9 protein-coding genes are annotated in these 14,566 nt (G+C 54.0%); 6 read left to right on the forward strand and 3 right to left on the reverse strand.

Annotation, left to right across the window (positions count from 1 at the left end; all coding sequences use genetic code 11):
* The first annotated feature begins 19 nt into the window (after positions 1–19).
* On the forward strand, positions 20–1,888 hold the full coding sequence (locus tag P9J64_13340; GenBank protein MDG5469307.1) for a DUF4080 domain-containing protein: 1,869 nt from the start codon (positions 20–22) through the stop codon (positions 1,886–1,888).
* Positions 1,889–2,149: 261 nt separating this feature from the next.
* On the opposite strand, the gene P9J64_13345 is transcribed toward P9J64_13340, so the two are convergent.
* From P9J64_13345 to clpB, 3 genes are all read right to left on the reverse strand, one after another.
* Complete coding sequence (locus P9J64_13345) at positions 2,150–2,425, reverse strand: thioredoxin family protein (GenBank protein MDG5469308.1); 276 nt, start codon at positions 2,423–2,425, stop codon at positions 2,150–2,152.
* Positions 2,426–2,537: 112 nt separating this feature from the next.
* Positions 2,538–3,392 carry a response regulator gene (locus P9J64_13350; protein MDG5469309.1) on the reverse strand — a complete coding sequence of 285 codons (855 nt, stop codon included), beginning with the start codon at positions 3,390–3,392 and terminating at the stop codon, positions 2,538–2,540.
* A 294-nt stretch (positions 3,393–3,686) separates the two neighbouring features.
* Positions 3,687–6,299 (reverse strand): ATP-dependent chaperone ClpB, encoded by a 2,613-nt coding sequence (gene clpB / locus P9J64_13355; protein MDG5469310.1) that lies wholly within the window; start codon positions 6,297–6,299, stop codon positions 3,687–3,689.
* A gap of 341 nt (positions 6,300–6,640) precedes the next feature.
* Between clpB and P9J64_13360 the strand changes: the two genes are divergently transcribed.
* From P9J64_13360 to P9J64_13380, 5 genes are all read left to right on the forward strand, one after another.
* Positions 6,641–6,898 carry a GSU3128 family (seleno)protein gene (locus P9J64_13360; GenBank protein ID MDG5469311.1) on the forward strand — a complete coding sequence of 86 codons (258 nt, stop codon included), beginning with the start codon at positions 6,641–6,643 and terminating at the stop codon, positions 6,896–6,898.
* Positions 6,899–6,919: 21 nt separating this feature from the next.
* A complete protein-coding gene (locus tag P9J64_13365; GenBank protein ID MDG5469312.1) occupies positions 6,920–8,338 on the forward strand; it encodes an ATPase in 1,419 nt (472 codons plus the stop codon).
* Between the two features lie 368 nt (positions 8,339–8,706).
* A complete protein-coding gene (locus P9J64_13370) occupies positions 8,707–11,250 on the forward strand; it encodes a helicase C-terminal domain-containing protein (GenBank protein ID MDG5469313.1) in 2,544 nt (847 codons plus the stop codon).
* Positions 11,251–11,554: 304 nt separating this feature from the next.
* Positions 11,555–12,874, forward strand: coding sequence for a pyridoxal phosphate-dependent aminotransferase (locus P9J64_13375; protein MDG5469314.1), 1,320 nt, complete (start codon positions 11,555–11,557; stop codon positions 12,872–12,874).
* 120 nt (positions 12,875–12,994) lie between these two features.
* Positions 12,995–14,410: a glutamate-cysteine ligase family protein gene (locus P9J64_13380; protein ID MDG5469315.1), complete on the forward strand. Its 1,416-nt coding sequence runs from the start codon at positions 12,995–12,997 to the stop codon at positions 14,408–14,410.
* Positions 14,411–14,566 lie beyond the last annotated feature (156 nt).

Genomic DNA, 14,566 nt, shown 5'->3' on the forward strand with positions numbered 1-14,566 from the left:
AATTCACGGCGGGATCTTTATGAAAATTGTATTTTGCACCCTCCACGTTCGCCGCTCCACTCAGGCTATTTCACTGGCAGCCGGCTGTCTGGCCTCCGCCCTGCCTGAACCCTTATCTCAAACCAGCACCCTGGTTGACGCTTTTCCTGACCAGTCCGACCAGGAAATTCTCACCATGATTTTACAGACACAGCCGGACGTCGTCGCCTTCCCGGTTTATGTCTGGAACCGTTTGCGGCTCATCGTAATCGCTAAAAAGCTGCATAAACAGGCACCCCATATTCGCCTGATCGCCGGCGGCCCTGAAGCAACCGGCGATGCCAACGGCCTGCTTGCGGCAGCCCCCTGGACGGCGCTCGTCCACGGTGAAGGGGAAGCCGCATTTAGTGGACTGATTAATGCCCTGGCAGAAAACCTGCCTGCGCAACCGTTACCCGGTGTTAGCTGGGTGTCGCAAGAAAACATCTTTTCCGGCCCGGAGTGTTGTCCGCACGACCTCGACAAAGCTCCCTCGCCCTGGCTCACCGGCGCCCTCAAGCCTGAAGCCTCTGGTGGCGTTCTCTGGGAGGTTGCCCGGGGCTGCGCTTTCTCTTGCGATTACTGCTTCGAAGCACGCGGCCATGGCGGAGTCCGTGGCATCGAACGAAAACGCCTGGAAGAGGAGCTTGCTCTCTTTGTCGCTGCCGGAGTCACCCAGGTCTGGGTTCTTGACTCAACCTTTAATCACCCTCCGCAGCGCGGCATTGCCCTGCTGGAACTCCTGCTCGAACATGCACCACATATGCACTATCACCTGGAAGCCAAGGCGGACTTTATAGATCGCCGCACCGTGGCCCTGTTAAGCCAGCTGAACTGTTCCGTGCAACTGGGTTTGCAATCGATACATGAGCAGGTCCTGAAAGCAGTCCATCGCCCCCTTGGCCTGGACACTCTGACCGAGAAGGTCCGCCTCCTTGCAGCAGAAGGGATCATCTACGGCTTCGATCTTATCTATGGCCTGCCACAGGACAATTACGCAGGCTTCCGTGACAGCCTTGATACCGTGCTCAGCTTTGCACCAAACCACATTCACATTTTCCCTCTGTCGATACTGCCTGGAACCCGCCTGGCACAACAGCGTGACCGTTACGGCATCGAAGCTCAGTCGGAGCCTCCCTATGAGCTGACTTCATCAAGCAACTGGACAGTCGAAGAGATGGAGCTCTGTCGCCGGCTTTCTGCAGCCGTCGACCTCTTCTATAATTCCGGGCGAGCCGTCGCTTTCTTCCCGGCGATCATGCACGCCCTGCAAATTCCACCCAGCGAACTCTTCGAGGATTTTTTCAAGTGGGTTTTACAGCAAGAAGGTGTCGAATACCATGACCTGATGCTCACCGATCGGTGGGCCGCCGATGATGTCTATCGCATGCTGCAGGGCTATCTCTGCAGTCAGCTGGAAAGAACCGGACAAGGTCACCTGACCAGTGTTTTTCTTGACCTGCTCTGCTATCACTTTCATTACGCAGAGACGATCCTTGGGGAAGAGCTGCTCCCGCCCCAGGAGCCGTTCGAGCCACAAACAAACCTCTGGGAAACCCCCTGGCAGCGTTCCAGCAAATGCCGCCTGGTACCCTTTGCATATGAGATTCTGGATCTGCTGGAAGTCGAAGAGATGCAACTGGACGAATTCGCCAGCCTGTTCCGTCCGGTTGGCTCGGTGGCTCTATTTATGCGGCGTGACAATGAAGTTTTTTGTGAATCATTGAGCGAAGAGATGTTGAAATTACTGCGAGAGAGCAACAGCGGGCTCAGCCCGAAAGACATTTTCGCCGGCAGCCTGTCGCAGGCAACCGGGGAAGAACTGGTCGAGTTTGCGGTTTATGAAGGATTGTTACAGCCGGTTCAATAGTCGATCAAGACCGACAACCAAAACAACAGTAAGAGCTAAAATCAAAAGCCCAACGCAAAGACGCTAAGAAAAGCCAGGAAAGGCGCAAAGGGTGTCTATTCTCGCTTTTTGAAGTTGTTTTCTTTGCGGGCCTTCTCTACCCATCTGCGTTCCTTGCGCCTCTGCGTTAAACAATTTTTTTTGGATTATAGAACATAAACGAAAGGGGTCCTGCAGAACAGGACCCCTGATTAGGTAAATGGTTGTAAGATTTTAGAGGGTTTAGGCAACCTCTTTCATGCGCTCAACATAGCGAGGCCGTTCAACAATAAATGACTTGATTTCATTGACCTCGGGAACCCTTCCGGCAATACGAACGATATCGTCAATCACCAGGGCAGGAGCAACATAAACACGATTATCGACCAGCTTGCGACGGTCGCAAAATAGATGAACTTCAGCACGCACATCCAGCTCGTTAAGAACTTCACGGACATTGGCAAGAACAAGTTCACAGCGTTGACCGCCGTCTGGGTTACAAAGAATATCTATTCGCATGGTGACTTCCTTTCTGTTAATTGTGACTCTTTTGGTCAATTATATAATTCTAAATAAAAAAGGCAAGCATTTTCTGCTTGCCTTAAATTTATTGGATTGGATGAACAGGAGGTTAACGGGGAGGAGGACTGGTCCCGTAAATAATCCGCAAAGCGTGCCTGATACGCGCCACCAGGCGAACCGGGTTGATCGGCTTGGCAATGAAATCGAAGTAGCCCATCTCGAGCAACTTGGCTTCTTCCTCTGCCGTGGATTTTGAAGAGAGGGCAATGACGGGAATATGCTTGATCTCAAGGTTGGCTTGAATCGCCCGGAACATTTCATAACCGTCCATACGCGGCATAACCGTGTCGGCAATCACCAGGTGAGGTTTCTCCTGTAAAGTCACCTTAAGGCCATCAGCGCCATTGGCGGCTTCAAGCAGATTATAGCCTTCCCGTTTCAGGGCTGCAACAGCCGCAGAGCGAACCAGGGCCTGATCATCAACGACCAGGATTGTCCACCATGCTTCCGGCTCATGACTCTGCTCAACGATCTTCAGATAATGCCGGTTAACAGCAGATTGAATCTCCGAAGGTGTCGTGACACAGGGAATAACCCGCAGGCCATTCTTGAACGAAAGGTTTTCGATGACTTCTATATCGAGGGGGTTGACCATGGCCAGGAAGAGAGTTTTCCCTTCCTTTTTCAGCGGAAAGAGCATCTTGTTTGAGGCCGTGTCGCTGTCGAAAAGACCAAGGAGTTCGGCGCTGAAGCTGGCACGGGCAATGTTGGTAACGGTTTTGAAGCCGAATTGACGGGCTAGCGCCGCTGCGATATCACGCTCGGTGACGACACCCATCTGCTCCAGAACCTCGCCAAGGCGACGGCCCGTCCCTTTCTGCTTTTCCAGGGCACGATCCAGCTGCTGCTCATCGACAACTTTGGCGTCAACAAGAATTTCACCGAAACGTTTACGCTTAGCCATAAAACCTCACCTGCGCAGAAGACACCCCTCACTTTTTCAAACCATCTGGCATGTTAGCAAGGTTTAAACAAAAATCCTACTATTTCAGGAAATTGTACCATTTCCACGGTTCGAGAGTACGGTCTTTTTTTAGCGGTTCTATAACACCAAAAAATGTTTAACGCAGAGGAAAAACTCTTAAAACTTTTAAGATATGGTTCGATTTTGACTATTGCTCTCTGCGTCTTTGCGTTAAAAATAGCCTGAGTTTGCATTTTGGTTATAGGGCCGTTTTTTAACCAGAACAGACCCGCCTCAAGGAGTTGCGAATTGAACGCTTAGAGCTCCAGCCTCCTCGGTCACATTGATCATTCCTCCATCAACCACCTCTGCAGCAATCATGGCACGCCCGATCCTGGTTTCCAGATGATGCTGAAGATAACGCTTCAGCGGCCTCGCGCCATACACAGGGTCATAGGCCGCCCTGGCCACAAAACGGCGGGCTTCCGGAGTCAAATTCAGAGACAAACCACGAGCGGCCAATCGAGATCGCAACTCTTCAACCTGCAGCTCGACAATCTGTTCCGTCTCCTCCAAGGTCAGTGGCTTGAAGAGGATGATGTCATCAACCCGGTTGAGGAACTCGGGACGAAAGCCACTGCGCAATTCACGCATGACCGCTGCACGTGCACCTTCGACGATCTCTCCTTGGTCAGTGACGCCTTCAAGAAGGTGCTGAGAACCGACGTTGGAGGTCATGATAATCACCGTGTTCTTGAAATCAACGGTGCGGCCGTGGCTATCGGTGATACGCCCGTCATCAAGAACCTGAAGCAGGACATTAAACACGTCGGGATGGGCTTTTTCGATCTCATCAAAAAGCACCACACTGTAAGGACGACGGCGAACGGCCTCGGAGAGCTGCCCCCCCTCTTCGAACCCAACATATCCCGGTGGCGCCCCGATCAGACGACTGACCGCATGCTTCTCCATATATTCGGACATGTCGATGCGCACCATGTTCTCTTCACTATCAAAGAGGGCTTCAGCCAAAGTTCTGGCCAGCTCGGTTTTACCGACCCCGGTCGGACCAAGGAAGATAAAGGAACCGATCGGGCGGCGAGGATCCTTGATCCCTGCCCGGGCACGGATCACCGCGTCAGCAACCAGCTGTACGGCTTCATCCTGACCGATCACACGCTGGTGCAAGAGTTTGTCAATCTTGAGCAGCTTCTCCTTTTCACCTTCAACCAGCCGGGAGACGGGGATACCGGTCCAGTTTGCGATAATGCTGGCGATCTCATCTTCCGTCACTTCCTCGCGCAACAGACGCGAACCTTCATCAGCATCATTCAGCCTGCGATCTTCCGCCTGAAGTTGTTGTTCAAGCTCAGGCAGCTGACCGTGCTTAAGCTCTGCGGCGCGATTCAGGTCATATTCGCGCTCTGCTATGGCAATCTGCTGACGGACTTTTTCAATCTCTTCGCGCAAAGACTGAATTTTTTTAATCTCCTCTTTTTCCGTCTCCCACTGAGCTCGGTAAGTATCCGATTGATGACGCAGATCTGCCAACTCCTTGCGCAGTTGCTCCAGGCGAAGCTGGCTCGGCTTGTCTTTCTCCTTCTTCAACGCAGCCTCTTCAATCTCCAACTGCATCACCCGTCTCGACACCTCATCAAGTTCGGCAGGCAAGGAGTCGATTTCGGTGCGGATCATTGCGCAGGCCTCATCAATCAGGTCAATGGCCTTGTCGGGCAGGAACCGATCAGCAATATAGCGATGGCTCAAAGTTGCTGCGGCAACCAGAGAATTATCCTGGATACGCACGCCATGATGAACTTCAAAGCGCTCTTTCAGACCGCGCAGAATACTAATGGTATCCTCGACCGTTGGCTGCTCAACCAGGACCGGTTGGAAACGTCGCTCGAGGGCAGCGTCCTTCTCTATATACTGACGATATTCATCAAGGGTTGTCGCACCGAGACAATGCAGCTCGCCCCGCGCCAACATCGGCTTGAGCATATTGCCGGCATCAATGGCCCCTTCTGCCTTGCCCGTACCGACGATCGTATGGAGTTCATCAATAAAGAGTAGAATCCGGCCATCACTCTCACGAATTTCGCTGAGAACCGCTTTCAGCCTCTCCTCGAATTCACCACGGTATTTGGCTCCGGCAAGCAATGAGCCCATATCCAGAGAGAAAACCGTTTTATCTTTCAAACCCTCCGGGACGTCTCCCAGCACGATCCGTTGCGCCAAGCCCTCAACAATTGCTGTCTTGCCAACCCCCGGTTCGCCGATCAGGACCGGGTTGTTCTTGGTCTTGCGCGAAAGGATACGGATCACCCGACGAATCTCGGTGTCCCGGCCGATGACCGGATCAAGCTTGCCTTGCTGGACCTGTTTAACCAGATCGACTCCGTACTTATCCAGAGCTTCGTAAGTCGCCTCAGGATCAGCGCTTGTGACTCTCTGATGCCCACGCACTGCGGTCAGAACCTGCAGCAAACGATCTCGGGTCAGGTTGAATTGCTGAAGGATTTTGCCCGCGGCAGTCTTGCCACCCTCATCAACGAAAGCCAGAAGCAAATGTTCAACGCTGACGTAATCATCTTTCAGCCGCTTGGCTTCCGCCTCAGCCTTCACCAGCAATTGGTTGAAACGCTGGGTGATATAAATCTTGCCGGGCTCAACACCGGGACCGGAAACCGCAGGTAACCTTTGGACTTCCGTGCGCAACGCTTCAGTAACGGTTTCGGGATCAATGTCGAGGCGCTGGACGAGACGCGCAACCAACCCTTCGGCCTGTTCAAAGAGAGCCAGTAGCAAGTGCTCGCCATCGACCTCAACATGGCCAAAGCGGGTTGCCAGAGCCTGCGCGGCCTGGATGGCTTCCTGGGATTTTTGGGTCATTCGGTTCATATCCATGAGCAGTTCTCCTTATAAAAAACTTCATGCAGAACAAGTGGCGACGACGCTTCCGCTGTAGCTAAAAGCATGGACCTGACTGAGCTGTTTCCCAAGTCTGCGCTCTCAATGTAGTAACGGCAAAGGCCTATTACAAGAATAGCACCACGAATAAATTGCGCAGGATTATGCAACTGAAAAGTTGGCAAGGAAACAAAACCTCCAACGCCGCATACTGAGCCCCTTACGAACGCGACTCGAAGCCCGGCAAAGATCTCGACCAAAGTGACTTAAACAAGATGCAGAATTCACGTAACCTGCTATAAATATAGGTATTAAAGTTTTCACCGGAGAGAGAAACCATGAAAAGTCGCAAACAGATCCTTGATTATGAATTCTCGGAAGTCCTCGATATCAAAACCCGAGAACTGATCAGGGTTGCCTGTGCCGTGGCGGTCAACTGCCCGGACTGACTCACCAAGCACTTCGCGGTCGCGAAGCAAGCCGGTGCCTCTGAGGATGAATTGCGTGAAGCAATGGCTTACGGAATTATCGCGCCATCGGGCCGCGCCAAGAACTTCGTTAAACGTATGCAACCAGAACTGGACGGCGAAGAATAGATTGCCACGGGAGAGGATATAATGAGCAGAAGAGTGAGCCAGCAGATGTTAAACAAACAGATTGTCAGCAAGGAGCAACTCAACGAAGCCTCCAACCGCCAACGCATGCACGGTGGTCGCTTGGGCCAGAACCTGGTTGCCTTAGGCTATATCAGCGAAAACCAGCTTGAGTCCTTCTTCAAACGCACGCCTCCGACCCCGGAAACCGTTGAGGAGACGGGCCTCGACCTGAACTTTATCGCCGACCTGTCTCTGAAACATCTTGTCTCCATGGGTGAATTTCGTCTGGGCGACCTGTCAAAACGTCTCGGATTACCAATCAACATTCTGGACGAAGCCATTGAGCTGCTACGCCGCGAGAAGTTGGTGGAAGTGCGTGGCGCAAGCCAGTTCGTTAAGTCTTCTTTTAACTTCGTTGCAACTGCAACCGGTAAAAGAATCGCCGGCGAGCTGATGGAAGTCTGTCGCTACGTAGGCCCGGCCCCTGTTGTTCTCGAAGATTACAAGGAGATGGTTGAAAACCAGTCCATCCAGAATATCACCGTCGATGAGGTCGTCGTGCAGGCGGCGTTTTCCCACATCGTCATCAGCGACCATATGGTCAACCGCCTGGGCCCGGCGATCAGTTCCGGTGCTCCCATGTTTATCTACGGGCCTGCCGGCAACGGCAAGACCACTATTGCCGAAACCATCGGCCAGGTCCTGCCGGGAACAGTTTTTGTGCCTCACGCCCTCTACGTCGGCGGCCAGATTATTACGGTCTTCGATCCGGTCAACCACGTCGTGGTTGCAGAGCTGCCGGGTGATGACACGACCCCTGACAGCATCGACCAGCGCTGGGTCAGGGTGCAACGTCCCATCGTCATGGCCGGGGGAGAGCTGACCTTGCGCATGCTCGACCTCGAGTTCAACTCGATCGCCAAAATCTACGAAGCCCCCTTACAGATGAAGGCCAACAACGGTCTCTTTATCATTGATGACTTCGGCCGCCAGCAGATGGACCCACAAAGCCTCTTGAACCGCTGGATCATCAACCTCGACAGGCAGATCGATTTCATGTCCATGCACACCGGCATGAAGTTCGAAATCCCCTTCGACCAGCTGGTTATTTTCGCCACCAACCTCGACCCCAAGAGCCTGGTTGATGAAGCCTTCCTGCGCCGCATCCGCTACAAGATAAAGATTGAGCACCCCACAGAAGCCGAATTCAAGCAGATCTTCGAGCGCGTCTGTGAGATGAACCGGATTGAATTCAAAGCAGACGTCTACGAGCACCTGCTTGAGCACTGGTATCGCCGGCACAACATTGCCTTCAACGCCTGCCACCCACGGGACCTGGTTGCCCACGTCACTGACCTGGCCCGCTTCTTCGATGAACAACCGGAGTTGCACAGGGCCAGCATCGACCATGCCTGTGAGAACTACTTTGTCGACGTATAACGCATTCAGCGTACCAGCATAAAGTTAGACTCCAAGGCTCCATGAGAAAGAATCCCTCTTTGCGGCTTTCTTGGTTTTTTTTCGGGCTTATGACCCAAACAAAGGCTGTAAGTATTTAACGCAAAGGCGCGAAGAGGGAAAGAAAGTCCGCAAAGAAAACCACTTCAAAAAGCAAGGATTGTCACCCTTTGCGTCTCTCCTGGCTTTTCTTAGCGTCTTTGCGTTAATTTTTACCGTTTTTCTTACTTACAGTCCTTCTCTCGCAAGAACACATAAGAGCCAACATTTCACGCTGACCCCCTATGCATAAAATATATCCAGAAAGTCTTTCCACAAATGAGCCGGCGTCTCTATAATGCCTCTCACTTATGGATAAATTTCTCTCGGCAAGATCACAGGAAAAGCTCAGACAGGAAATTCTCGAGTCTGGCGGCAACGAAGTCTTCTGCATTGGCCAGACCGATACAGACCAACTTGTCGTGGAGGTGGAAATCCTGGCCCGCGGTAGCCGTGACGCAGTTCCAGCCATCCTCCAGACCTGTCGGCCGGGTGATGTGATCATCCACAATCACCCGAGCGGCCACCTGGAACCTTCCGAGCCGGACCTGGCAATCGCCGGAAACCTCGGCTCCATGGGGGTCGGCTTCTATATCGTCAACAACCAGGTCAGCAAGCTTTACCGGGTCGTCGAAGCCTTCAAGCCAACCGAGAACGCAACCGTCGAACATCAGCAGGTTGCAGACATGCTCGGCCCCGGCGGACAGGTCTGCACCAGCCTCTCGGGGTTCGAAGATCGCCCCGAACAGATGCGCATGGCCTTCGCCGTCACAGAAGCCCTCAACAATCACAGCATTGCCCTGGTCGAAGCCGGTACCGGCACGGGGAAAAGCCTGGCCTACCTGGTCCCGGCAATCCTCTGGACCCTTGCCAACCGCGAACGCCTGGTGGTCTCAACCAACACCATCAATCTGCAGGAGCAGCTGATCCGCAAAGACCTGCCTTTCCTGCAACGGGCCACCGGCCTCGATTTTCGGGTTGAACTGGTCAAAGGCCGCTCGAACTATCTCTGTAAACGCCGGCTGGAAAGTGCCACGGCTGAACCCGGCCTGTTTGATGATGAACACGTCGGTGAGCTGACATCCCTGCGAGAATGGGCCGAACAGACAGGAGATGGCTCACGCGAGGACCTCTCCTTCTTGCCCCATGCCACGCTCTGGGATGAAGTCTGCTGCGAAGCAGACCAGTGCAGTCGCAGCCAGTGCCCCTTTTTTGGCAGCTGCTTTTTTCACCAGGCCCGGCGCAGGGCCTCTCGTGCCGACATCCTGGTGGTCAACCACGCGCTACTGCTCGCAGACCTTTCCTTGCGCCAGCAGACCGACAACTACTCAGCGATGGCTGTGCTGCCGCCATTTTCCCGGTTAGTGATCGATGAAGCTCACCACCTCGAAGAAGTCGCCACGCGCTACTTCAGCACCCAGGTCACCCGCTTCGCCTTCGCCCGCACACTCAACAGGCTTCGACACCCGCGCAAACCACAGCGCGGACTGCTGCCACGACTCATTATCCAACTGGGAAGATCTTTGCAGGATGATCAGGATGCTCTCTACCGTGAACTGCATGAGCGCATAGAAGCTTTGATCGGCCAACGCCAGGAGCTGCTTGATCGCTCAATAGCAGACCTGGAGCAGTCAGGGACAGTGCTGGCAAAAGAACTCGGCGCGGAGATTCGTTCAACAGAAGAGATTCGCCAACGACTGGTGCCGGCCTTTGTCGAAAAAGCGGCCTGGGAAAGAACCGAAGGCGTATTGCGCAGCCTGTCGCGCAGCACCAGTGAGTACAGTGAGTCGCTGCGAGAGCTTCTCAAGGCCTTACGCAAACTCCCTGATGAAGCGGCCGAGGCCTGCCGCTCACTCGGTACCGACCTGGTGGGCGTCAGTGTGCGACTGCAAGTGCTCGCCGACAACCTGCAGACCTTTGTCGCCAGAGACCCGGGGACCTGCACCTGGTTTGAAGTCACCAAAGGGCGCATAGGCCGGGGTGAAGGGATTATCACCCGGCTTTGCACCGCACCCCTGGTGGTCGCGCCTCTGTTGCGACAGACCCTGATGGAACGCATGCAGACCGTCGTCATGACCAGCGCGACCCTGACTGTGGCCGGTCGCTTTGACTACCTGCGCCACCGGGTCGGCCTGAATGAGTTAGAGCCGGGCCGGCTGACGGAACTGCTCCTGGAGTCTCCTTTCGATTTCGAAAAACAAGCCTTGCTCGCGATCCCGACCGATATCCCCGAACCGGGTCGTCCCGGCTACGCTGAGGCCGTACGTGACCTGACTGAGCAGGCCTTGCTGGCAGCCGATGGGCGCAGCTTTGTGCTTTTTACCGCCTACAGCCTTTTACGCCGCATTCACGGCGAGCTCTCGCCGACCCTGGCTGCCCGCGGCTACCAGGTCTTGCGCCAGGGGGAAACCACCCGGCACAACCTGTTGCAGAAGTTCAGCAAAGACCCGACCAGTATCCTCTTTGCCACCGACTCCTTCTGGGAAGGGGTCGATGTGCCCGGCCGTTCACTTGAGCAGGTCATCATTGCCCGTTTGCCTTTCCGGGTACCGACTGAGCCGGTTCTTGAAGCACGCGCCGAAGCCATCACCAAGGCAGGCGGAGATCCCTTCATGGAGTACACGGTTCCGCAGGCTGTGATCCGCTTTCGTCAGGGCTTTGGCCGCCTGATCCGGCAGCGCACTGATCGTGGGGTGGTCCTGATTCTCGACAGCCGGGTCGTCAGACGTGGTTACGGCCGACTCTTCCTGCACTCTTTGCCTAATGTCCCCGTTTTAACCAAGCCTCAAAACGAGCTTACTGAAGCCATCAAGGAGTTCTTCAAGAGCACAGATCCGGGCGTTACAGAGGATTAAAACACAGGGAAACAAACAACTATTGATTGACAAAAAATATCAGCCATGATAACTGACGAGACTCATAATTAAGCAACGGGGAAACACATGTTCAAAGCAACCAATATCACCGCAGCAATCAAGGCAGCGCGAGCGAATAACGCGGCTGCAGCGGCGGCCGCTTGCCATGAACTTGTCCATTGCCTTGAAAACTGATTCAAACTCTTAATTGATCAAGGCCATGGGCAAACGCTCATGGCCTTTTTATTTACCCTGAAGCAGATAACCGCAGGCAGATTCAGGATTAACGGGAAGGGAAAAACTCATGCGCAACAATATCGTTCATATCGGTGCCGGAGAGCTGACCTACGAGATCCGCGCTATCGTGGAGATCGCCGACAAACTCAGATCGCTCGGCATCAAAACCAACATGGAGAATATCGGCGACCCGATCGCCAAAGGCGAGATCATTCCCCAGTGGATGAAGCAGATCGTCGCAGATCTCGCCATGAAGGACTGCTCCTACGGATATTGTGCGACCAAGGGTGTGCTTGAAACCCGCGAGTTCCTTGCCGAGATGACCAACAGACGCGGCAAAGCGCAGCTCACCCCAGATAACGTTATTTTCTTCAATGGTCTGGGTGACGCCATTCAGAAGGTTTACGGCCTGCTGCGCCGTGAGTCCCGCGTCATCGGGCCATCACCGACCTACTCCACGCATTCCTCCGGTGAAGCCGCCCATGCCGGACAGAAACCGATCTGTTATCGTCTTGACCCGGCCAACAGCTGGTTCCCAGACCTTGACGATCTGCGCCTGTCGATCAAATACAACCCGACCATTTCCGGCATTCTGATCATCAACCCGGACAATCCTACCGGCGCCGTCTGGCCCGAGCGGATCCTCAAGGAGATGGTGGCGATCGCCAAGGAATATGACCTCTTCATTATTGCCGACGAGATTTATCAGAACCTGGTTTACAACGGCCAGTCGACCAAGCCGATTTCCGACCTGATCGGCGATGTCCCAGCGATCTCAATGAAAGGGATCAGCAAGGAATTGCCCTGGCCCGGATCCCGTTGCGGTTGGATCGAGGTCTACAATGCAGACAAGGACCCGATGTTCCAACGCTACATTCAGAGCATCGTCGACTCGAAGATGGTCGAAGTCTGCTCAACGACCTTGCCGCAGAAAGCCATTCCGCCCATTCTCAGCCATCCGGAATATCCCTCCTGGCTCGAGGAGCGGATCAGACGTTACGAGAAGTTCTCCAATATCGCTTATGAGATTCTCAATAAGGTTCCCGAGATCAAGGTCAACCGAACAAATGGTGCCTTCTACATGAGCGTCGCCTTCCAGGAGGGACAACTCAACGACAAGCAGACCCTGCCGATAGAACTTCCCGAGGTCCGCGAACTGGTCGAGAATCTCGTCAACCAGCCGGACGTGTCACCGGACAAACGCTTTGTTTATTACCTGCTGGCCTCGACCGGGATCTGTGTTGTGCCCCTGTCTTCGTTCTTCACTCCGGAGCAAGGCTTTCGCATCACTTTGCTTGAACGTGACGAAGAGACCTTCACCCGTATCTTCGAGAACATCTCGGAAAACATCACGAAATACCTGAGATCAGCGAACAGAAGAAAATAAACAGACAAAGGGCCGGCAATATAATGCCGGCCCTTTGCTATACTGAACTTAAACAACAGTTTTAATCTTTTTAGGGCTGCTCCAGTACCTGCACCTGCCACTCAAGCCCCCGGGACCTGCATGCTCATTCCGAACAAAAACAAGCGTAACGAGCTGATTACTTCGCGCGATCAACTGATCAGCTTCCTTAGTGCCGGAGCCCGCCCTGAAAGCGATTGGGGCATTGGCGCCGAGATGGAAAAGCTGGTCCTTGATATCCACACCGGAGAAGCCGCAGAATTTCACAGGGTCGAAGCACTGCTCTCTGCCTTGGCAAAAAGCGGTGACTGGCAGGAGGTCCGTGAAGGCACAAGACTGATTGGCTTGCAGGGAGAACATTCCTCCATAACCCTCGAACCCGGCAGTCAGTTGGAACTTTCAGGGCAACTCTGTGCCGACCTCTTCTGTAACTGCAATGATTTTTCCAAGCATATCGTCAACGCCGTCGCCGCCTGTAACGATCTTGGCTTGATTCTGGTCGGATTGGGAGTTCAACCATTCACGCCCCTCGATAAAATTGAGTGGGCACCGAAATCCCGTTACGAGATCATGGGGCCCTACATGCTGAAGACTGGTGACATGGGTCAACGTATGATGAAGCAGAGCGCAGGACTCCAGGTTAACCTTGATTTCTGCGATGAAGCAGACTGCATGAGAAAGCTGCGCCTTGCCCAGGCGCTCTCGCCGCTTATCTACGGGCTGTTCGCCAACTCACCGCTCCTTGAGGGAGAAGCGAGCGGATTTTTGACCACACGGGGAGAAATCTGGTCCCGCACAGACCCGGACCGTACCGGCCTCTTGCCTTTCCTGGACAATCCCGGCGCAGGATTCAGTGATTATGTCGATTACGCTCTCGACGTGCCGATGTACTTTATTATGCGCGATGGCCAATATGTCGATCTGACCCAACGACCTTTCTGCTTCCGCGAGTACCTTACGTCGGGTTACAAGGGCCATCAGGCAACCATGGCCGATTGGGACCTGCACCTGTCCACGCTCTTTACCGAAGTCCGCCTGCGACCGCAGGTCGAAGTCCGCTGCGCCGACAGCCTGCCACCTCACCTGGTCCTGACCGTCGCCGCCCTGCTCAAAGGCCTGATGTACGATGAAGACTCCTTCCAGAAAGCCTGGGAGCATTGTCGTCCCACCTCCTCTGCAGAGGTCACACAAACTTCCCGACAGGCATGGAAACTCGGGCTGAAGACTCCCTGGAGAGAGGGAACCCTGCAGGACCTGGCACGGACCTGCCTGACACTCGCTCGTGACGGCCTCGACCGTCAGCAATCACGACGCTGCCAGGAACGCAGCGAGAGTTACTTCCTTAATGGCCTTGATAGCTTGATCGAAGGCGGCGTGACCCTCGCCGAACAACTCTTACAGAATTGGCACGGCAGTCGGCAGGACAAGGTCAAAGCGTTGATTCAACATTGCGGCTTTTTCGACGTCGCCTCAAACCGCACGGACGCAAACTGCAGCAATGAGCAGTTCAAATCTTAAACTATTTATGACAGCAAAGACGCGAAGTCGCTGAGATAAGCCTTAAGTATGGAACCTTTCTTCGCTTGCTTTTCTCTGCGCCTTGGCGTCTCTGCGTGAAATATGCTTTTGATTATCGGGTTATCCACTGCACTCCAGTAGCTGTTGTCAGGATTA

This window comes from Deltaproteobacteria bacterium IMCC39524 (assembly GCA_029667085.1).
Taxonomy (GTDB): domain Bacteria; phylum Desulfobacterota; class Desulfuromonadia; order Desulfuromonadales; family BM103; genus M0040.